Source organism: Sphingopyxis sp., from assembly GCF_036675685.1.
Lineage (GTDB): Bacteria > Pseudomonadota > Alphaproteobacteria > Sphingomonadales > Sphingomonadaceae > Sphingopyxis.
Genome location: NZ_JAKFEM010000005.1, coordinates 76265 through 94540, shown reverse-complemented (window position 1 = coordinate 94540; position 18276 = coordinate 76265). Strand labels below are relative to the sequence as shown.

Annotated in this window: 15 protein-coding genes; 8 read left to right on the top strand and 7 right to left on the bottom strand. The window is 67.3% G+C overall.

Annotated features, from left to right (window positions below):
• The first annotated feature begins 32 nt into the window (after positions 1-32).
• The 4 genes from V6M50_RS02650 to V6M50_RS02635 are packed head-to-tail and all read left to right on the top strand — an operon-like array spanning position 33 to position 4894.
• Entirely contained in the window at positions 33-671 is a 639-nt protein-coding gene (locus V6M50_RS02650; protein ID WP_332816985.1) for a TetR/AcrR family transcriptional regulator, read from the top strand.
• A complete protein-coding gene (locus tag V6M50_RS02645) occupies positions 664-2346 on the top strand; it encodes an MFS transporter (protein ID WP_332816984.1) in 1683 nt (560 codons plus the stop codon). Before V6M50_RS02650 ends, V6M50_RS02645 begins: the two co-directional genes overlap by 8 nt.
• A complete protein-coding gene (locus V6M50_RS02640; RefSeq protein ID WP_332816983.1) occupies positions 2343-3515 on the top strand; it encodes an HlyD family secretion protein in 1173 nt (390 codons plus the stop codon). The genes V6M50_RS02645 and V6M50_RS02640 overlap by 4 nt, the downstream gene beginning before the upstream one ends.
• Positions 3512-4894: an efflux transporter outer membrane subunit gene (locus tag V6M50_RS02635; RefSeq protein WP_332816982.1), complete on the top strand. Its 1383-nt coding sequence runs from the start codon at positions 3512-3514 to the stop codon at positions 4892-4894. Before V6M50_RS02640 ends, V6M50_RS02635 begins: the two co-directional genes overlap by 4 nt.
• Here V6M50_RS02635 and V6M50_RS02630 read toward each other — a convergent pair.
• From V6M50_RS02630 to manD, 3 genes are read right to left on the bottom strand one after another with little or no spacing between them, the layout of a single operon-like run.
• On the bottom strand, positions 4891-5616 hold the full coding sequence (locus tag V6M50_RS02630; RefSeq protein ID WP_332816981.1) for a FadR/GntR family transcriptional regulator: 726 nt from the start codon (positions 5614-5616) through the stop codon (positions 4891-4893). The genes V6M50_RS02635 and V6M50_RS02630 overlap by 4 nt on opposite strands.
• A 33-nt stretch (positions 5617-5649) precedes the next feature.
• Positions 5650-6564, bottom strand: a complete 915-nt coding sequence (locus V6M50_RS02625) for a DUF4861 family protein (RefSeq protein ID WP_332816980.1) — start codon at positions 6562-6564, stop codon at positions 5650-5652.
• A complete protein-coding gene (gene manD, locus V6M50_RS02620) occupies positions 6564-7775 on the bottom strand; it encodes a D-mannonate dehydratase ManD (RefSeq protein ID WP_332816979.1) in 1212 nt (403 codons plus the stop codon). Before manD ends, V6M50_RS02625 begins: the two co-directional genes overlap by 1 nt.
• Positions 7776-7988: 213 nt before the next feature.
• Here manD and V6M50_RS02615 point away from each other — a divergent pair, with 213 nt between their 5' ends.
• The 3 genes from V6M50_RS02615 (at position 7989) to V6M50_RS02605 (ending at position 11829) form a co-directional block, all read left to right on the top strand.
• Positions 7989-9143, top strand: a complete 1155-nt coding sequence (locus V6M50_RS02615; RefSeq protein WP_332816978.1) for a glycoside hydrolase family 88/105 protein — start codon at positions 7989-7991, stop codon at positions 9141-9143.
• 245 nt (positions 9144-9388) lie between these two features.
• Positions 9389-10630: an alginate lyase family protein gene (locus V6M50_RS02610; protein ID WP_332816977.1), complete on the top strand. Its 1242-nt coding sequence runs from the start codon at positions 9389-9391 to the stop codon at positions 10628-10630.
• A gap of 11 nt (positions 10631-10641) precedes the next feature.
• On the top strand, positions 10642-11829 hold the full coding sequence (locus V6M50_RS02605; protein WP_332816976.1) for an alginate lyase family protein: 1188 nt from the start codon (positions 10642-10644) through the stop codon (positions 11827-11829).
• A gap of 2 nt (positions 11830-11831) precedes the next feature.
• Here V6M50_RS02605 and V6M50_RS02600 read toward each other — a convergent pair whose 3' ends face one another.
• The 3 genes from V6M50_RS02600 to V6M50_RS02590 are packed head-to-tail and all read right to left on the bottom strand — an operon-like array spanning position 11832 to position 15866.
• On the bottom strand, positions 11832-13421 hold the full coding sequence (locus V6M50_RS02600) for an acyl-CoA dehydrogenase family protein (protein WP_332816975.1): 1590 nt from the start codon (positions 13419-13421) through the stop codon (positions 11832-11834).
• Between the two features lie 2 nt (positions 13422-13423).
• Positions 13424-14653, bottom strand: coding sequence for an acetyl-CoA C-acetyltransferase (locus V6M50_RS02595; protein ID WP_332816974.1), 1230 nt, complete (start codon positions 14651-14653; stop codon positions 13424-13426).
• Between the two features lie 16 nt (positions 14654-14669).
• Positions 14670-15866 (bottom strand): CoA transferase, encoded by a 1197-nt coding sequence (locus V6M50_RS02590; RefSeq protein ID WP_332816973.1) that lies wholly within the window; start codon positions 15864-15866, stop codon positions 14670-14672.
• A 248-nt stretch (positions 15867-16114) separates the two neighbouring features.
• On the opposite strand from V6M50_RS02590, the gene V6M50_RS02585 reads away from it, so the two are divergent.
• A complete protein-coding gene (locus tag V6M50_RS02585; protein ID WP_332816972.1) occupies positions 16115-17134 on the top strand; it encodes an acyl-CoA dehydrogenase family protein in 1020 nt (339 codons plus the stop codon).
• Here V6M50_RS02585 and V6M50_RS02580 read toward each other — a convergent pair whose 3' ends face one another.
• Positions 17135-18265 carry an acyl-CoA dehydrogenase family protein gene (locus V6M50_RS02580; RefSeq protein ID WP_332816971.1) on the bottom strand — a complete coding sequence of 377 codons (1131 nt, stop codon included), beginning with the start codon at positions 18263-18265 and terminating at the stop codon, positions 17135-17137.
• Positions 18266-18276: the final 11 nt, after the last annotated feature.

The window sequence follows — 18276 nt, the reverse complement described above, 5'->3', positions numbered from 1 at the left end:
GGCGAGTCGGCCGACGATATGGAGCATATGCGGTGCCAGCCACCTCCCGCCGCGGGCGCCGGCCCGCCGATCATGGCGATACCGAGCTCAGCATCCGGCGCGCAGCGCTGCGGCGCTTTGCCGACAGCGGCTTCGACGCGACACGCCTTCGCGATATTGCGGCCGACGCCGGCGTCGATGTCGCGCTGATTTCCTATCGCTTCGGGTCGAAGCTCGGCCTCTGGAAAGCGGTGGTCGAACGCCTCGGCGCCAACATGCTCCACCAACTCGCCGCATCCGCCGCGAGCAAGACGGCACCGCCCGGCGAGGCGCTCGCCGCGTGCATGAAAGCGCTGATCGACATCAACTGCGACAATGAATCGATCCCGCGCTTCTTCCTGCGCGACGCCGGCGGCGACCCCGAACGGTCGCAATGGGCGTTCGACCATATGTCGCGCCCGGTGCTCGGTCATTTCCTGCCCTTCGTCAGACGGGCGCACGACGCGGGCGACGTGTCGGCACCGATTCCCGAGCTTTTCTTCCTGACCTTTGTTTATGGCGCCGCGGTCAGCGCGGCGCGGCGCGACCGGATCGTCGCCTTTGTGCCCGCGCTCGCGGACGAAGACGCCTTTCGCCAGTCGCTCTACACATCGCTCATCGCGCCGCATGTCCGCACGATCCGCCATGGCTGATCGCCTCGCACCCGGCGCCGCGCCTGGCCGCTATATCTTCAAGCCGCACGAGCGGCCGATCATGCCGGGTTCGCCGGCAAACCCCGATCATCCGTCGCGGCGCAAGGTCGGCTATTTCCTGATCGGCCTCTATCTTGCGATCGTCGGGGGCTTTCAGAACGGGCTCCTGCTCGCGAACCTGACCGCGCTGCAGGGTCATCTCGACCTGACGCCGGTCGACGCCGGCTGGGTCACCGCGACCTACAGCATGACCAACGCGTGCATGAGCATCCTGCTGTTCAAGGTCCGGCAGGAGTTCGGCATCCAGCGCTTCGTCCGCGCGACAATGCTGGCATTGCTTCTCGCGAATTTCTTGCAGCTGTTCGACGCCGGATACCGGCTCGAACTGGTGTCGCGCGGGGTGTCGGGCATCGCGGCGAGCGGTCTTTCGACGCTCGCCGCCTTTTACCTGATGCAGGGGATGCCGGCAAAGGCGCGGATCGGCGGGCTCCTGCTCGCGATCGGCATGAGCCAGGTCGCGCTGCCGCTTGCCCGCGCCATTTCGCCCTTGCTGCTTGCCGACGGCGACCTCACCAATTTGTTCATCCTGCAATTCGCGCTGTCGCTCGTCGCGGTCGGGCTGGTCAACCTCCTGCAGCTGCCGCCGGGCGAGACGATACGTTCGTTCGGCAAGCTCGACCTCGTGACCTTCCCGCTGCTCGCGACCGGCGTCGGGCTGCTCTGCGCCTTTTTCGTCCAGGGGCGGATCGTCTGGTGGACGACGCCGTGGCTGGGCGGGACGCTGGCCGCCGCGGTCCTGTTGATCGGCATCGCCTTCCTGATCGAGCATAATCGCAGCAATCCGATGCTGCACACGCGGTGGATGAGCAGCCGCGACCTCATCAAATTCGCGCTGACCGGCGCGTTCGTCCGCGTGCTGCTGTCCGAACAGAATTTCGGGGCGACGGGCCTGCTCTCGGCGGTCGGCATGGGGAATGACCAGCTTATTTCCTATTATGCGCTATTGAGCCTTGCGACGCTGTTCGGCGCGCTGCTCGCGGTTGCCCGGCTCAACCCGAACGACCTGCGCCGGCCGACGCTGATCTCGCTCGCAATCATCGCCGTCGCCGCGCTCGTCGACACCCATTCGGGGCTGCTGACCCGGCCCGCCAACCTCTATCTGTCGCAGGCCGCGCTCGCCTTCGCCGCAGTCTATTTCATGGGGCCGATGCTGATGGAAGGGTTCGTGCGCGCGCTGGCGAAGGGGCCGTCGCACGTCATCAGCTTCCTCGCGCTGTTCAACCTGTCGCAGACGCTCGGCGGGCTCGCCGGGGTCGGCGCGCTTTCGGCTTTCCATACCCTGCGGACCAAGGCGCATCTGATGACATTGGGGGGCAGCCTGTCGACCAGCGACCCGGCGGTGGCACAAGCAATCAACGCGCTCGCCGCGAGCATGAGCGGCACCATGACCGACCCCGCATTGCGCAGCGCGACCGCGGGTGCGCAGGTCGTACAGGAAGCCGCGCGCGAGGCGGCGATCCTGGCGTTCAACGACGTGTTTTTCGTGATCGGCGCCGGGGCCGCGCTGGCCTTTGCCGTGATGTTCGCGCGCTGGCTCCATGATCGCAGACGCGGATACAACCCGCTCGCGCAGGAACTTGAGGCGCTCCAGAAAATGTTGACGAGAAACCAATGACCGACAAGACCGAACCACCTGCCCCGCCGCCCGCTCCCGCCGCCACGGCGAAAGCAAAGCCCGCGCCGCCGCCAGCCGCCGTCCCGGCCGAGCCGCCTGCCGAAGCCGAAGAGCCGCCGGCCGACGGTTGGCGGCCCGACCGGTCGCGCGGGCGCATGCTGCTGTTCGGTGGACTGATCCTCGCGGGCGCACTCGCGATACTTTATGCTTGGGGCCTGCCGCCCTTCCGTCCGACCAGCCAGACGACCGACAATGCCTATATTCGCGGCCAGACGACGATCATCGCGCCGCAGGTCGGCGGCTATGTGACGCAGGTGCTGGTGCAGGATTTCCAGCAGGTGAAGGCGGGGCAGGTGCTGGTGACGATCGATGACCGCATCTATCGCCAGCGCGTCGCGCAAGGCAGCGCCAGCATCGCCGCGCAGGCGGCGAACCTCAGCAACAGCGAGCAAAGCCGCCGTTCGGCCGAGGCGCAGGTGCAGTTGCAGGATGCGAGCGTCGGCAATGCAAAGGCGCAGCTCGCCCGCGCGCAGGCCGACATGCGCCGCGTCAGTGAACTGGTCGACGCGGGGTCGGTATCGCTGCGCGAACGCGACCAGACGCTGGCGGCGCTGCGTCAGGCCGAAGCGGCGGTCCGCCAGGCCGAGGCGCAGCGGCAGATCGCGCTCGAACAGGTCCGCTCGGTCGGGGTCGGCCGCGGCGGGCTGGAGGCCGGGGTCGAAAATGCCAAGGCGACGCGCGGCCTTGCCGACATCGACCTCATGAACACGATCATCCGCGCGCCGCGCGACGGCAAGCTGAGCGAAGTGCCCGTGCGCGTCGGCCAGCTCGTCAACCCGGGGACGCAGCTGATGTATCTGGTGCCCCGGCATCACTGGGTCGTCGCCAATTTCAAGGAAGCGCAGACCGCAAAAATCCGCGTCGGCCAGCGCGCAACGATGCGGGTCGATGCGCTCGGCGGCGCCGAGCTCAAGGGCCATGTCGAAAGCGTCGCCCCTGCCGCGGGCAGCGAATTCAGCGTCATCAAGCCCGACACCGGATCGGGCAATTTCGTCAAGGTGCCGCAGCGGATCGCGGTGCGCATCCGTATCGACAAGGACCAGAAGCTCAGCGCGCGGCTCGGCCCCGGCATGTCGGTGATTGCAACCGTGCAGACGGGGACCGAATGATGGCGCGTCCATCGACGCGCGGAGCCCTGTTGCTGCCCCTGCTCCTCGCCGCCTGCGCGCCGACGATCGCGCCGCACCCGTCCGCCAGCGCGGTGGCACCCCCCGCCGAATGGCGCACCGGCCTGCCGAGGGCGGGCGAGGTCGACCGGCGCTGGTGGACTGGTTTTGGCGACACACGGCTCGCAGCGCTGGTCGAGCAGGCGCGGGCGAGCAATGTCGATCTCGCCATCGCCGCCGCGCGCGTCGCCGAAGCGCGCGCGCAGGAAAAAGTGTCGCGATCGCTGTTGCTGCCAACGCTCAGCGCCAGCACATCGGGCGCCGAGGCACGCAGCGTCAATCCCTTCGGCCAGGCGACCGAAAGCTTCGCCGCGCAGCCGACCTTCCAGGCCGCCTATGAAATCGATCTGTTCGGCCGCAATGCCGCGCAGGTCGAGGCGGCACGCGCCAACGCCGCAGCGGTCGAGGCGGCGCGCGAGGCGGCGACGTTGTCGGTGAGCGCCGCGACCGCCAGCGGCTATATCACGCTGCTCGCGCTCGACGAGCGGCGCCAGCTGCTCGTCCAGACGCTTGAATCGCGCCGCGAGGCGCTGCGCATCGCGCGCGACCGCGAGGGGGCGGGCTATACGTCCGAGCTCGAACTGCGCCAGGCCGAAGCCGAATATCGCGCGACGGAACAGCAGATCCCGGCGATCGAGGCCGCGATCGCGCGGCAGGAGAATGCGCTGTCGCTGCTCGTCGGCGAAATGCCGCAGCGGGTCGTGCGCGACCGCGACTTCGATGCGCTGATGCCGCCCGTCGTGCCGAAAATCCTGCCGTCGGATCTCGTCCGCCGTCGCCCCGATATCGCGCAGGCCGAATATGCGCTGGCCACGACCGACGCCAATCTGCGCGCCGCGCGCGCGCAATTCCTGCCGCAGATACGCCTGTCGGCCTCGGCCGGTGCGGCAATCTCGTCGGCGCTTCCCGATCCCATCAGCATCTGGTCGATCGGCGGCAGCATCCTCGCGCCGCTTTTCCAGGGCGGGCGGCTGCAGGGGCAGTTCGACGCCGCCACTGCGCAGCGCGACCAGGCCGCGTTCGGCTATCGCCGCGCCGTGCTCACCGCCTTTCGCGAGGTCGAGGACCAGCTGGCGGTGATCGACCGGCAAAACGCGCAAGAAACCGCGCTGCTCGCCCAGCGCGCCGCGGTCGCCGACGCCCTGCGCCATGCGACCAACCGCTACCGCGCCGGCTATTCGCCCTATCTCGAACAGATCGATGCCCAGCGCGCGCTGCTGACGGTCGATCTCGCGCTCATCCAGTTGCGCACCGATCGGCTGACCAGCTATGTCGCGCTCTATCAGGCGCTGGGCGGAGGGACCGAACCCGAGCGCCGCTAACCCGTCGGCAGTTCCCCGCCGCTTTCCTTCAGCGTGCGATAGCGCAGGATCGATTTTTCGATATGGCGGCGCGCGGCGCGGCGCGCGGCGGCGGGGTCGCCCGCCTCGATCGCGACGACGATCGCCTCGTGATCGCGATTGATGGTGTGGGCATAATGCTGGTGCCGGACCGGATCGTCGCCCTGCAGATACAGTCGCCGCGAGGGGACGAGCCGGACGCCGAGAAATTGGGTAAAGCGCAGGAAATAAGGATTGCCCGTGGCGCGCGCGATCGCCGCGTGAAAGGCCGCGTCGGCCGCCACCGAGGCGTCGACATCGCTGCTTTCCTCCATCGCGTCCAGCGCGCGGCGGAGTTCGGCAAGATCCTCGTCGGTCCGGCGCCGCGCGGCGAGGTCCGCCATCTCGGCCTCGAAACCCATGCGCATTTCGAGCAGCTTCAGCACATCGTCGATTTCGCCGACCTCCTCGGCGGTGACCTGGAACGCGCGATATTGAGCGCCATCGGGAACATAGGCGCCCGACCCGCGCCGCGATATGAGCAGGCCGCGCGCCGCGAGCCGCGAATAGGCTTCGCGCACGACGGTGCGGCTGACACCGAAATCCTCGGTGATCGCCTTTTCGGTCGGAAAGCGCGACCCGGGCGGCATATCGCCCTTCTCGATACGCTCCTCGAAGCGCTGGACCAGATCGTCCGCCAGCGATGCTGCCTTGGTTACCGCCATGGGCGGGTGCCTATCATCGCTCCGTCACACTGGCTAGCGCTGACTCACGGGTCCGAAATCGGGTCGCTGCGCGTCGACATAGGCTTGCCATTGCGCCTTCGTCGCAAAATCGCCGCCGCGATCCCACGCCGCGCCGCTATAATAGACGAACGGTTGCCCCGGCTGGGCGCGGATGAGGATCAGATAATTGTCGGCATCCTCGGCAAAGCCCGCGAAGGCGGCGGGATCGACGATCACCGCCGCCGCCATACGCCCCTTGCCACCCTCTCCTTCGCCATCGGCGGGGCCCCACCATGTCAGGCGCGCGCCGGCGCTGTCCTTGCCGATCTCGCCCAGCCTGGTCCCGCCCACCGACCGTTTTGAAATGCCGATGCCGACGATCAGCTCGCCACCATTGCTCGCATCGATGGTCGAGGTCATGCGGGTAAAATTGGTCCCCGCGGGCAGCGTGAAGCGCCGCGTTTCGCGCACGATGCGCAGCGTATCGACCGGCCATGGGTCGTAATCGACGATGAAATCGGCGACGTCGCCGCGCGCGCGCAGGATCCGGGGCCGCACATAGTTGCGCGAGGTCCATAGCTTGTTGTCGTACCAGATGCCGAGGCCGCCGGTCCCGCGTCCGGTCCCGACATGATAGAAATCGAGCCCCTCGCCATGATCGGTGTGCTGATCGCCCGTGCGCAGCTGGCGGTCCATCCAGGGCCAGCGCACGCGCTTTCCCCACGCATCGATCCCCGACGAGGACGGCGGTTCGGCCTTTTCGAGCGCGCGGCCATAGATGCGGTGCGCGATGCGGTCGTTTTCCCAGAGCAGGTCGTCAAAGCGATAGTCGGCGATGACGACCGCCGTACGCGCCTTCTGCTCCTCCGCCGTCGCCGGACGCAGCGGCCGACGCTCCTGCGCGGCCGCCGGGGTCGCCAGCAGCGCAAGACCAAGGAGAAGGCGCATCACCAGCTCCACATCGTCCCGTCCTCGAGCCGGTTCACCGGCAGATAGGCGCGGGCGTAGGGAAAGGTTTCGGCGAGCGCCTCGTCGATATCGACCCCGAGGCCGGGCGTGTCGCCGGGATGGAGCATGCCGCCCTCAAAGCGATAGGCGTGCGGGAAGACCGCGTCGGTTTCGAGGGTGTGGCGCATATATTCCTGGATGCCGAAATTGGGGATCGCGAGCCCGAGATGCAGCGCCGCCGCCATCGTCACCGGCGACAGGTCGGTCGCTCCGTGGCAGCCGGTGCGCACCTGGTGGAGATCGGCAAGCGCAGCGATCTGGCGCATATGGGTGATGCCGCCCGCATGGAGCACCGTCGCGCGGATATAGTCGATCAGCCGGTTTTCGATCAGCGCCTTGCAGTCCCAGATCGAGGAGAAAATCTCCCCTACCGCTAGCGGCGTGGTCGTGTGCTGGCGGATCAGGCGGAATGCCTCCTGATCCTCGGCCGGGGTCGGGTCCTCGATCCAGAAGGGGCGGTACGGCTCCAGATCCTTGCCGAGCCGCGCCGCCTCAATCGGGGTCAGCCGGTGGTGGACGTCGTGGAGCAGATGCACGTCCCAGCCCAGCGCCTCGCGCGCCGCCGCGAACAATTCGGGCACAATGCGCAGATATTTGCTCGTCGACCAGATATTCTCGGTGGGCAGGTCATTGTCGGCGGGCTCATAGAAATAACGGTCCTTGCTGACGCCATAGGTCGACGCCATCCCCGGCACGCCGCATTGCAGCCGGATCGCCTTGTAGCCCTGATGCTGGTAATCGAGCGCCGCGTCGATCGTATCGGCCACGTCCACGCCATTGGCATGGCCATAGACCATGCACCCCTCGCGCGATGCGCCGCCGAGCAGCTGATAGACCGGAAGCCCCGCGATCTTGCCCTTGATGTCCCACAGCGCCATGTCGACCGCCGCGATCGCCGCCATTGTCACCGGTCCGCGCCGCCAATAGGCGCCCTTGTAGAGATATTGCCACATATCCTCGATCCGGTGCGCGTCGCGCCCGATCAGGCAGGGCGCGATATGGTCGGCGAGGTAGCTGACCACTGCGAGCTCGCGGCCGTTCAGTGTCGCGTCGCCGACGCCGGTGGTTCCGTCGTCGCACTCGATCTTCAACGTCGTGAAATTTCGTCCCGGACAGGTGGTGATCACCCGGGCTGACACGATCTTCGGCATTCCATCCCCTCTACGCCAGGTGGTTAGTTGTGTGACAACATTATTGACATGCTCGCCGGAAAAGGAAAGAGATTGTTACCGGTATCAAGGGCGATGGCCCGGCCATCGCCAGGGAGATGCCAGGGAGATGGATGTGAAGCGAGGCGGACGGCTGGCCATGGCGAGCGCCATCTCCTTCGCATTGATCGCCTTACCCGCCGCAAAGGATTTGACATGTCGCTGAGCCTCTTTGCCCCGCTTGCCCTGATCAGCGCGCCCGCGGTGGTTGCCGACGCCGCGCCCGTCATGCCAAAACCGGCGGCGATCCTTGCCCAGACGCGCCGCGTCGCCGACTGGCAGCTTGCCAACCGCACGAACTGGGCGGCGATGCCCGCGGCGCGGAAGAGCGTTCAGAAACCGCGCGATTGGCAGCAGGCGACCTTTTGGATCGCGCTGACCGAGCTTGCGAGCCGCGACAAGCGCTATGCGAAGCCGCTGCTCGACCTCGGCCGTGCCGAGAAATGGCAACTCGGCGATCTCGCCTTCCACGCCGACGATCAGCTGATCGGCCAGGCGTGGCTCTGGGCTTCGCGCCATGGCGCGGGCAAGGAGGCGATGGCACCGACGCGGGCCTATTTCGACCATGTGCTCGCCAACCGCCCCACCATCAGCCTCGAATTCATTCCCGTCGCGCCGGGCAAGGGGACGTCGAAATGCACCGACCGCTGGTGCTGGTGCGACGCCTTGTTCATGGCACCACCCACGTTGCTGCGGCTGGCCAAGGCGACCGGCGACAAGCGTTACGCCGACTTCGCGCATGCCGAGTTCAAGGCGACGACCGACTATCTCTTCGATCCGTCGGAGAATCTCTATTTTCGCGACAGCCGCTTTTTCGACATGCGCGACGCGAAAGGCCGCAAGCTGTTCTGGAGCCGCGGCAACGGCTGGGTGATGGGCGGCCTCGTGCGGATGCTGCAGGTGATGGACAAGGACGACCCGCAGCGCCCCACCTATGAAACGCTGTTCAGGGACATGTCGGCCAAGCTCGTCACGCTGCAAAAGGCCGACGGATATTGGCCCGCGTCGCTGCTCGATAAGGATCCGGGCACGCTGCCCGAATCGAGCGGAACCGCCTTTTTCACCTATGCCTTTGCATGGGGCGTCGATACCGGCCTGCTCGACCGCGCGACCTATGAACCGGCGGCGGTGCGGGGCTGGCATGCACTGCAAGGCGCGGTCCAGCCCGACGGCATGCTCGGCTGGGTCCAGCAGGTCGGCGACCGCCCCGACAGCGTATCGGCGAAGGAAACGCAATTCTACGGCTCGGGCGCCTTCCTGCTCGCCGGCACGGCGATGTACGATCTCGCGCGGAAACGTCCGCGTCGCTGATTTTTTCCATATAAAACAGGCCTCCGTTCCCCTGCCGCTTCGCATGACGAATCGGGGCAAGAGCATTGACTTGCCCTTCCATAGTTGTATTACATCTTGTAGTTGTAATACATATAAAGGTAGCACCGGTATCAACCGGGTCGCGGCCGGCACCGGAGGCGGCATGAAGGGAAGAAAATGAAGTCGCCATCGGTCTTGCTGGTCTGCAGCGGTACCCAATATTTCTTCGGCTTCCGGATCCGCCGGTGAAGCGCTTCGCCTTAGCCCTCCCTTGGGCTATACTGGCCGTCGCCGCGACTTTCCCGTCTGCGGCGGCGGCTTTTTCCTTGCCCGCCGCAGCGCCCGACTGCGAGGCGAGCGAAGGCTATGCCGCCGCCTTTGGCGGCCGCCGCACCTTCACCCTGCTCCCCAGCGACCTTGAAGCGATCAAGGCCGCGCTCCCGCACGATCCGGCGGTGTCCGCCGCCTATCGCGACTTGATCGCGCGCGCCGACAAGGCGCTTGCGGCGAAGCCCGCGTCGGTGATGGACAAGCGCCGCATCCCCGTGTCGGGCGACCGCCACGACTATGTGAGCCTCGCCCGCTACTGGTGGCCGAACCCCGCCAATCCCAAAGACGCTTATGTGCGCCGCGATGGCGACACCAATCCCGAAATCGAGACGAATCGCTTCGACCGCGCCGCGCTGAGCCGCATGACGCGCGACGCCGATACGCTGGCACTCGCTTACTATTACAGCGGCGAGCCCAAATATGCCGACGGCGCGGCGCGGGTGATCCGCACATGGTTTCTCGATCCGGCAACGGCGATGAACCCGCACATGAATTATGCGCAGGCGGTGCCGGGCATCTCCGAAGGCCGGCCCGAGGGCGTGCTCGATGGCGCGAGTTTCATCGCGGTGATCGACGCGGCGGGGCTGATCGCACCATCGGGCACGCTGACGCCGGCCGAGGTGGCCGCGCTCGAAAACTGGTTCGTGCGCTATGTCGATTGGATGCTCGAAAGCCCGAACGGCAAGGCCGAGGGCGAGGCGTCGAACAACCACGGTCTGTGGTACGACGCGCAGGTCGCGCGCTTTGCGCTGTTCGCACGGAAGCCCGACATCGCGCGAAAGATCGTCGCGGCCTTCCCCAAGGCGCGCATCGAACGGCAAATCGACCCGTCGGGCGCGCTTCCCGCCGAACTCGGGCGGACGCGCAGCTTCCATTATTCGCTTTACGCGCTGGGCGCCGCCTACACGCTCGCCGACAGCGCGGCGTGCCTCGGCGTCGATCTCTACCGGGCCGAGGAAAAGGGGCGCTCGCTGCGCAAGGCGACCGACCATGTCGCCGCCTTTCGCGGCCGCGCCGCCGAATGGCCGTACGAGGAAATCGGCTGGCCCGCCGAAACGCTCGACGAACTGCTCGTCCGTGCCGACAGTGTCTGGGGGCCCGGAGTCTATCCGCGCGCCGCCAGCGGCGACCTGTTGCTGCGCTATCGCATCCCCTAGAGGATGAAGCGATGATCGCGCGCCGTTCCCTGCTGCTCACCGCGCTGCTCGCCGCACTGCTCGCCGCACCCGCGGCATGGGCGCGGCCAAAATCCGGCGCGCTCGACATCCGCGCGATCGAGCGCCGACGCCTGCTGCCGCAAGCCGGGGCGCTGCTCGCCGCACCGCCGCGCACCATTGCCGCCATCCCCGCATCGCGCAGCCCGGCGGGGCCGCAGGACTATTATTCCGAAGGCGACTATTGGTGGCCGGACCCCGCGAACCCCGGCGGCCCTTATATACGCCGCGATGGCCGCTCGAACCCCAACAAGTTCGATGGCCATCGCGACGCGCTGCTCGCCTTTGGCCGCACCGTGCCAGCGCTCGCCGCGCTGTGGGATCTCACCGGCGAGACGCGCTTTGCCGATGCCGCGATGCGCCATGTCGCCGCCTGGTTCGTCGACCCCGCGACGCGGATGGCCACCAATCTCAACCATGCGCAGGCCATCATCGGCATCAACACCGGCCGCGCGATCGGCGTCATCGACACGCTTCAGATCGTCGAGGTCGCCCGCGCCGCAGCGCTGTTCGCGCGCAAGGAGGCGCCGGGCTATGCGGCCATCCGGGCGGGCGTCGAGAGCTGGTTCACCGATTATCTCGAATGGCTCACCACATCGCCCTTCGGCACCACCGAACGCGACGAAAGGAACAACCACGGGACTTGTTGGCTGCTGCAGGCTGCTTCCTTTGCCGCACTGCTCGGCCGCAACGATGTGCTCGACGACGCGCGCACCCGGCTCCAGTCCATCATCGTCCCGACCCAGATCGAACCCGACGGCCGCCAGCCGCTGGAACTCGCGCGCACCAAGCCTTACGCCTATTCGCTGTTCAATCTCGACGCGCTCGCCGCCTCGGCTTGGCTGCTCGCGGGCGGAACGGGCGGCCTGATCGACTGGAAGACCCGCGACGGGCGCTCGATCGGCGGCGCGATCGCGTGGATGGCGCCCTATATCGCCGACAAGGGAGCATGGCCATTCGCCCCCGACATCGAATATTTCGGCGGCTTTCCCGTGCGCCATCCAAGCCTGCTCTTCGGCGGCCTCGCGCAAGACCGCACCGACTGGCTGAACCTCTGGCAGCGGCTGAACCCCGATCCCGCAATCGGCGAGGTCGTGCGCAACTTCCCGATCCGCCAGCCTTTGCTCTGGCTGGCTGCCTAGCGTCAGTTGCGGCCTTCGACGAGGCCGCGCGCGATCACCTGCGCCTGGATCTCCGCCGCACCCTCAAAGATGTTGAGGATTCGCGCATCGCACAGGATGCGGCTGATCTCATATTCGAGCGCATAGCCGTTGCCGCCGTGGATCTGCAGGCTCGCATCGGCGTTCGACCAGGCGGCGCGCGCGGCGAGCAATTTCGCCATCCCCGCCTCGATGTCGCAGCGCTTGCCGCTGTCCTTCGCGCGCGCGGCGGCGTAGCTGAGCTCACGCGCGGCGACGAAATCGACAAGGCTCATCGCGAGCTTGTCGGCGACGCGCGGGAAATGGACGATCGCCTGGCCGAACTGCTTGCGTGCGAGCGCATAATCCAGTCCCAGTTCGAGCGCCCGCCGCGCGACGCCGACCGCGCGCGCCGCGGTCTGGATGCGGGCGCCCTCGAAGGTGCGCATCAGCTGCTTGAATCCCTGCCCCTCCTCCCCGCCGAGCAGCGCGTCGGCGGGCGCCCGCATCGCATCGAACTGCAGCGCATATTCGCGCATCCCTCGATAGCCGAGCACCTCGATCTCGCTCCCGCTCATGCCGTCAGCGGGAAACGCATCGTCGCCCGTGCCACGTGGCTTCGGCACCAGCAACATGGAGAGGCCAGCATAGCCTTTCGCATTGGGGAGCGTCCGCGCGAGCAAGGTCATCAGGTCCGACCGCGCCGCATGGGTGATCCAGGTCTTCGCACCGTCGATCACCCATTGGCCTTTCGCATCCTGCCGCGCGCGCGTCTGGAGCGAACCGAGGTCCGACCCGACATCGGGTTCGGTGAACACTGCGGTCGGCAATATCTCGCCGCTCGCGATTCTAGGCAACCACTGCGCCTTCTGTGCGTCGGTGCCACCCGTCGCGATCAGCTCGCCCGCGATCTCCGACCGCGTGCCGAGCGACCCCCCGCCGATCCACCCACGCGACAATTCTTCGGTGACAATGCACATCACCAGCTTCGAAAGCCCGAGCCCGCCATATTCCTCGGGGATGCAGACGCCGAAGGTACCGAGGTCGGCCATCGCCTGTACCGTCGCATCGGGAATCAGGTCGTTGGCGAGGTGCCAGCCGTGCGCATTGGGAAGAATTTCGGCGTCGGTGAAACGCCGGTACTGGTCGCGGATCGCGTCGAGATCGGCGTCGTGCAGCGTCTCGCTTGGCCAATGCCCCGCCGCGAGCGCGGCGGCGACTTCGGCGCGCGCCCCGGCATGGTCGGCATCGAGCAGCGCCGCGCAGGCCTCGGCAAGCATTCGCGCCGCGGCGCCCAGCCCCAGATCGGCCGGCCGGAAGATTTCATTCTGCCCCATCGGCAGCCCGCCGATGAGTTGGCCGATCGCTTCGGCAAAGGCGAGCGCCGCAATCCTTGCATCGACCGGGTTCGAACCCTGCCCGGACTCGCACCAGTCCAGCACCGCCTCGAGCGCCGCGACCGTCGTCGCGACCCATGCAAAGCCGTGCGCCGCGCGCTGCTCGCTGTCGATCGGCCGCGCCGCCAGCCGCGCGGCGAGCGCGGTCTGTGCCGCGCCGCGATAAGCTTGCGCGGCTGTCAGGGCCTGACGCAACATGGTCAGGCGGAGCGCTCGAAGATCGCCGCGATTCCCTGGCCGCCGCCGATGCACATCGTCTCGAGCCCATAGCGACCGTCGCGGCGCACCAGTTCGCGCGTCAGATTGGCGAGGATGCGCCCGCCCGTCGCGCCGATCGGATGGCCGAGCGAGATGCCCGACCCGTTGACGTTCAAAATCTCGTTCCGGCTGTCGTCGTCGGACCAGCCCCAGCCTTTGAGGCACGCGAGCACCTGCGGCGCGAAGGCCTCGTTGAGCTCGACAAGATCGATGTCGTTCCAGCCCAAACCGGTGCGCGCGAACAGCCGCTCGACCGCCGGGACGGGGCCGATGCCCATCCGGCTGGGGTCGCAGCCGGCGGCCGCCCAGCCGTGGAACCAGGCGATCGGCTCGAGTCCGAGTTCTTCGAGCTTGTCCTCCGCGACGACGAGACAAGCCGCGGCGGCGTCGTTCTGCTGGCTGGCATTGCCCGCGGTGACGACCGCGCCGGGGATCGTCTTCGCCTCGATCGCCTTCAATGCGCCGAGCGATTCGCGCGTCGCGTCGGCGCGGTAGCCCTCGTCATGCGCGAAGATCACCGGATCGCCCTTGCGCTGCGGGACGGCGACCGGGACAAGCTCGTCGTCGAACAACCCCTTTTCCCATGCCGCCGCGGCGCGCTGGTGGCTGCGCACCGCATAGGCGTCGGCGGCCTCGCGGCTGATGTCATAATCCTTCGCGAGGTTTTCGGCGGTTTCGATCATCCCGCTGATCACCCCGAAGCGTTCGATCGGCTGCGACATCAGCCGCCCCCGCGTCAGCCGGTCGTGGAGCGTGAGATTGCCCGCGCGTACGCCCTTGCGGACGTCGATGCTGTAATGTTCGACGTTCGACATCGATTCGACGCCGCCCGCGACGACGACGTCGGACATGCCCGTCTGGACCATCATCGCGGCGTTCGCGACGGCCTGCAGCCCTGACCCGCAGCGGCGGTCGAGCTGGTAGCCCGGCACTTCGAGCGGCAGCCCCGCGGCGAGCCACGACCAGTGGCCGATGCTCGGCGCCTCGCCATTGCCATAGCCCTGCGAAAAAACGACATCGTCGACGCGCGCGGGATCGATCTTCGTTCGCTCGACGAGCGCCTTCAGCACCACCGCACCGAGCTGTCCCGCGTCGAGGCTGGCGAGGCTACCGCCGAACTTGCCGACGGCGGTGCGGATCGGGGCGACGATGGCGGCGCGGCGAAGGGTCATATCGGTGATTCTCCAATCATTCGACGCCGACGATACCGGCATCGACCAGCCGCGCAATCTCGCCCGACGAAAGAGACAGGCGGCCGCTCAGGATTTCCTCGCTATGCTGGCCATTGCGCGGCGCGGCACGCGGCGGCTGGCGGTCGTGCCGCGGCAATGTCGCAAAGGCGCCGGCGGCGGGATAGGTAAAACCGCTAGGGTTGTCGGCGGCGCCAAAGATCGGATTGTCGGCAACGAGCGCCGGGTCCTGCACCGCATCGTACATCGTGCGATAGGGCGAATGGACGATGCCCCCGGCGTCGAAAGCGGCGGCGAGGTCGGCGTGCGTGTGCGCGCCGATCGCGCACTCGAACAGCGGATAAAGCGCGTCACGATGCGTGAAGCGAAGGCCATCGTCGCTGGCAAAGGATATGCCCCGTGTCGCCTCGATCGCGGCGATGGCATCGTTCAGCTTGAGTGCGGTAACCAAGTTGTCCCATTGTCGCGGGGTCACGACGACGATCATCGTCCGCTGGCCGTCACGCGTCACGAAATCGCGCCCGAAAAGGCCATAGACGGCATTGCCGAGGCGCGGACGGTTCGCGCCCGTATAGAGCATTTCGGCGACACCGCCGAGGTTGGCGACGGTGCCGATCGCGACATCGGACAGCGGGATACGGACCTCACCGCCCTCGCCCGTCATGCTGCGGCGCTGGATCGCCGCGAGCAGCGCGAAGGCGGCATAGGCGCCCGTCAGCAGGTCCCACGCGGGCAGCACGTGATTGACCGGATCGGGACCGCTGCCGGTGAGCATCGGGTAACCGACGCTGTTGTTGACCGTATAGTCGAGCGCCGGCGATCCGTCGGGCCAGCCCATGACGCGAACGGTGATCAGGTCGGCGCGAGCGTCCGCCAGCACCGCATGCGACAGGAAGCCGTTCACCGGAAAATTGGTGATGAACTGGCCGGTCGCGCGCACGAGTTCCTGCAGCAGCTCGCGCCCTTCGGGGCGGCCGAGATCGAGCGCGAGTGATTTCTTCGCGCGGTTGAGATTTTCCCAATAGAGCGAATCATTGGCGTCGGTCACCGGCCAGCGACGAAAGTCGGGGCCGCCGCCGATCTGGTCGACCCGGATCACCTCGGCGCCCATCTGCGCGCAGTAGAGGCCCGCGGTGGGCGACGCGACAAAGGACGACGCCTCGATCACCGATAGACCTGTCAACAAATCATACATCCGGCCTTGTCTCCCACTTGTCACTGACCGGACCAGCTCTTTTCAAGCCATCACGCCATGCTAGCGAACTTCGGCGGTCGCCGTAAAGCGGGTTCGAAAATGAAACGCAACCCGCCATCTTGATCGGGGTGTCTTGCCGGGAGCGACCTGTTACGCCCGTCAGCTAGACCGCTCGCGGGATATGCCGCAGGTGGACAGCGGGAGAGGCAAAGTGACGAACAAGCGCATGACCGATGGGATTTGATGTGATGCTCGACCTGCCGCTCAGCCCCGACCAGCAATTGTTGCAAGGCAGCCTTCAGCGCTTTCTTGCCGACAAGGGGCGGCCCGGATGGCGGGACCTGTCCGACGTCCTGGGACTGGGCGGGATTGCGGTGCCCGACGCGGCGGGCGGTTTCGGCGGCGGGATGCTCGATATCGCGCTGGTCATGGCCGAGCTGGGCCCGGCGCTTGCGGGCGCCGATTGGCTGTCGCATGCTATCGCAACATGGCTGCTCGGACGGACGGTGCCCGGCCACGATGCCTTGCCCGGCCTCGCGGCCGGAACGCTTCGCGCGGCGATCATTTGCCCCGCCTCGACCGCCAGCATGCCGTCGGTCGAAGATGGCGCGATCGTCCGCGGCAGCGCGGCGCTGGTGGCCGGGGGCGCCGAGGCGGACCTGTTCCTGCTCGCCGATAGCAATGCCATCCTGCTGATTGCTGCGGACCGTGACAAGGTCGATCAGCGGCATCGCATCATGCTCGATGGCAGCGTCACCGCCGACCTCGGTTTCGCCTTGAACGCCGATGATGCCGAGCGGCTCGCGTCGGGCATGGCGGCGCGGTCCAGGACCGCCGCCGCCAATGACATGATGCTCGCCGCGCGTTGCGCCGAGGCGGTGGGGCTGATCCAGCGCATGGTCGCGGACAGCGCCGGCTATCTGGGCCAGCGCCAGCAGTTCGGAATGCCGATCGGCTCATTCCAGGCGCTGCGCCACCGCGCGGCCGACATGCAGCTCGCGATGATGAAAGCCGCTGCGCTCACCGAAGCCGCCATTCTTGGCGTCGAACAGGATCGCGGCGACCGTGCCGCGCTGGTCAGCGCCGCATGCGTCGAAACATGTGACGCGGTCCGTATCGTCGGCGAAAGCGCGGTGCAGATCCACGGCGCGATGGGACTGACCGAGGAATTGCGCCTGGGCGGTCATTTCAAGCGCGCGCTGGCGATCGCCGCGGCGATGGGGCCGCAGACCGATCATCTGGCGCGCTTTGCCGAAACCGCCGCCTGATCAGCCAAGCATGTGGCGCGCGATCAGGTCGCGCTGGATCTCGTTCGAGCCGGCATAGATGCTCGCCGCCCGATCGTTGAGATAGCGCGGTACCGCGACCGCGACGTCGGCGGGCGCCTGTCCATCGGCGTCGGCCCAGGCCGAATAGCCGGCGATCTCGCACGCCAGCACATCGATCCGCTGCGCGGTTTCGGTGCCGAGGACCTTGAGCACTGACGCATAGAGCGCCGCGCTGCCGCCGAGCCCGCGCATCGCCTTGAGTTCGAGCGCCTGCAAGGCGGTGAGCCCGATCGCCTCGCGATCGAGGCGCGCGCGCAGCACCGGATCAATACCCGCCTGCCCGCGCAGCCGTTCGAGCCGGCCGATCAGCGCCGGCGCATATTTTCCGCCGCGTTCGAAGGTCAGCAGATGCTTGGCGACCGACCAGCCCGCATTTTCGGCGCCGAGCCGGTTCGCCTGCGGTACGCGGACATCGTCGAAGAAAACCTGGTTGAGTTCGTGGTCGCCCGCGAGCGTGCGGATCGGTTCGACGCTGATGCCAGGCGTCGCCATGTCGAGCAGCAGGAAACTGATCCCCGCCTGCGGCTTGCCGTCGTTCGACGTGCGCACGAGCGCGAACATCCGGTTTGCGAAATGCGCATGGGTCGTCCAGATTTTCGACCCGTTCAGCACATAGTCGCTGCCGTCGGGCGTTGCACGGAGCTGGAGCGACGCGAGATCCGATCCCGCACCCGGCTCCGAAAAGCCCTGGCACCAATAATCCGCGCCCGACAGGATACGCGGCAGATAATGCGCCCGCTGCTCGGCGCTGCCATAGTGCATGATCACCGGTGCGACCATCTTGAGCCCCATCGGCGCAAGATTCGGCGCCCCGGCGCGCGCGCATTCGGCGGCGAAGAGATAGCGCTGCATCTCGTCCCATCCCGGTCCGCCAAACTCGGCCGGCCAGTCGGGCGCGGCCCAGCCGCGCGCGTTCAGGATGCGCTGCCACGGCAGCGACACCGCGGGGTCGATGAAGACGCTGGTCGCGCGGGCGGCGGCGCGGCGGAGGTCGTCGGGCAACGCGGCGTCGAGGAAAGCGCGAACCTCGTCGCGAAAAACCTCGAGAGCGGGATCGTTCAGCATGTCCATGCGTCCGACTT

Bases quoted from the DNA above. Each gene is read 5' to 3' on its own strand.
- V6M50_RS02580 (WP_332816971.1), bottom strand. From the start codon at position 18,265: ATGGACATGCTGAACGATCCCGCTCTCGAGGTTTTTCGCGACGAGGTT.
- V6M50_RS02590 (WP_332816973.1), bottom strand. From the start codon at position 15,866: ATGTATGATTTGTTGACAGGTCTATCGGTGATCGAGGCGTCGTCCTTT.
- V6M50_RS02605 (WP_332816976.1), top strand. From the start codon at position 10,642: ATGATCGCGCGCCGTTCCCTGCTGCTCACCGCGCTGCTCGCCGCACTG.
- V6M50_RS02600 (WP_332816975.1), bottom strand. From the start codon at position 13,421: ATGTTGCGTCAGGCCCTGACAGCCGCGCAAGCTTATCGCGGCGCGGCA.
- V6M50_RS02645 (WP_332816984.1), top strand. From the start codon at position 664: ATGGCTGATCGCCTCGCACCCGGCGCCGCGCCTGGCCGCTATATCTTC.
- V6M50_RS02630 (WP_332816981.1), bottom strand. From the start codon at position 5,616: ATGGCGGTAACCAAGGCAGCATCGCTGGCGGACGATCTGGTCCAGCGC.
- V6M50_RS02635 (WP_332816982.1), top strand. From the start codon at position 3,512: ATGATGGCGCGTCCATCGACGCGCGGAGCCCTGTTGCTGCCCCTGCTC.
- V6M50_RS02625 (WP_332816980.1), bottom strand. From the start codon at position 6,564: ATGCGCCTTCTCCTTGGTCTTGCGCTGCTGGCGACCCCGGCGGCCGCG.
- V6M50_RS02640 (WP_332816983.1), top strand. From the start codon at position 2,343: ATGACCGACAAGACCGAACCACCTGCCCCGCCGCCCGCTCCCGCCGCC.
- V6M50_RS02585 (WP_332816972.1), top strand. From the start codon at position 16,115: ATGCTCGACCTGCCGCTCAGCCCCGACCAGCAATTGTTGCAAGGCAGC.
- V6M50_RS02615 (WP_332816978.1), top strand. From the start codon at position 7,989: ATGTCGCTGAGCCTCTTTGCCCCGCTTGCCCTGATCAGCGCGCCCGCG.
- V6M50_RS02595 (WP_332816974.1), bottom strand. From the start codon at position 14,653: ATGACCCTTCGCCGCGCCGCCATCGTCGCCCCGATCCGCACCGCCGTC.
- manD (WP_332816979.1), bottom strand. From the start codon at position 7,775: ATGCCGAAGATCGTGTCAGCCCGGGTGATCACCACCTGTCCGGGACGA.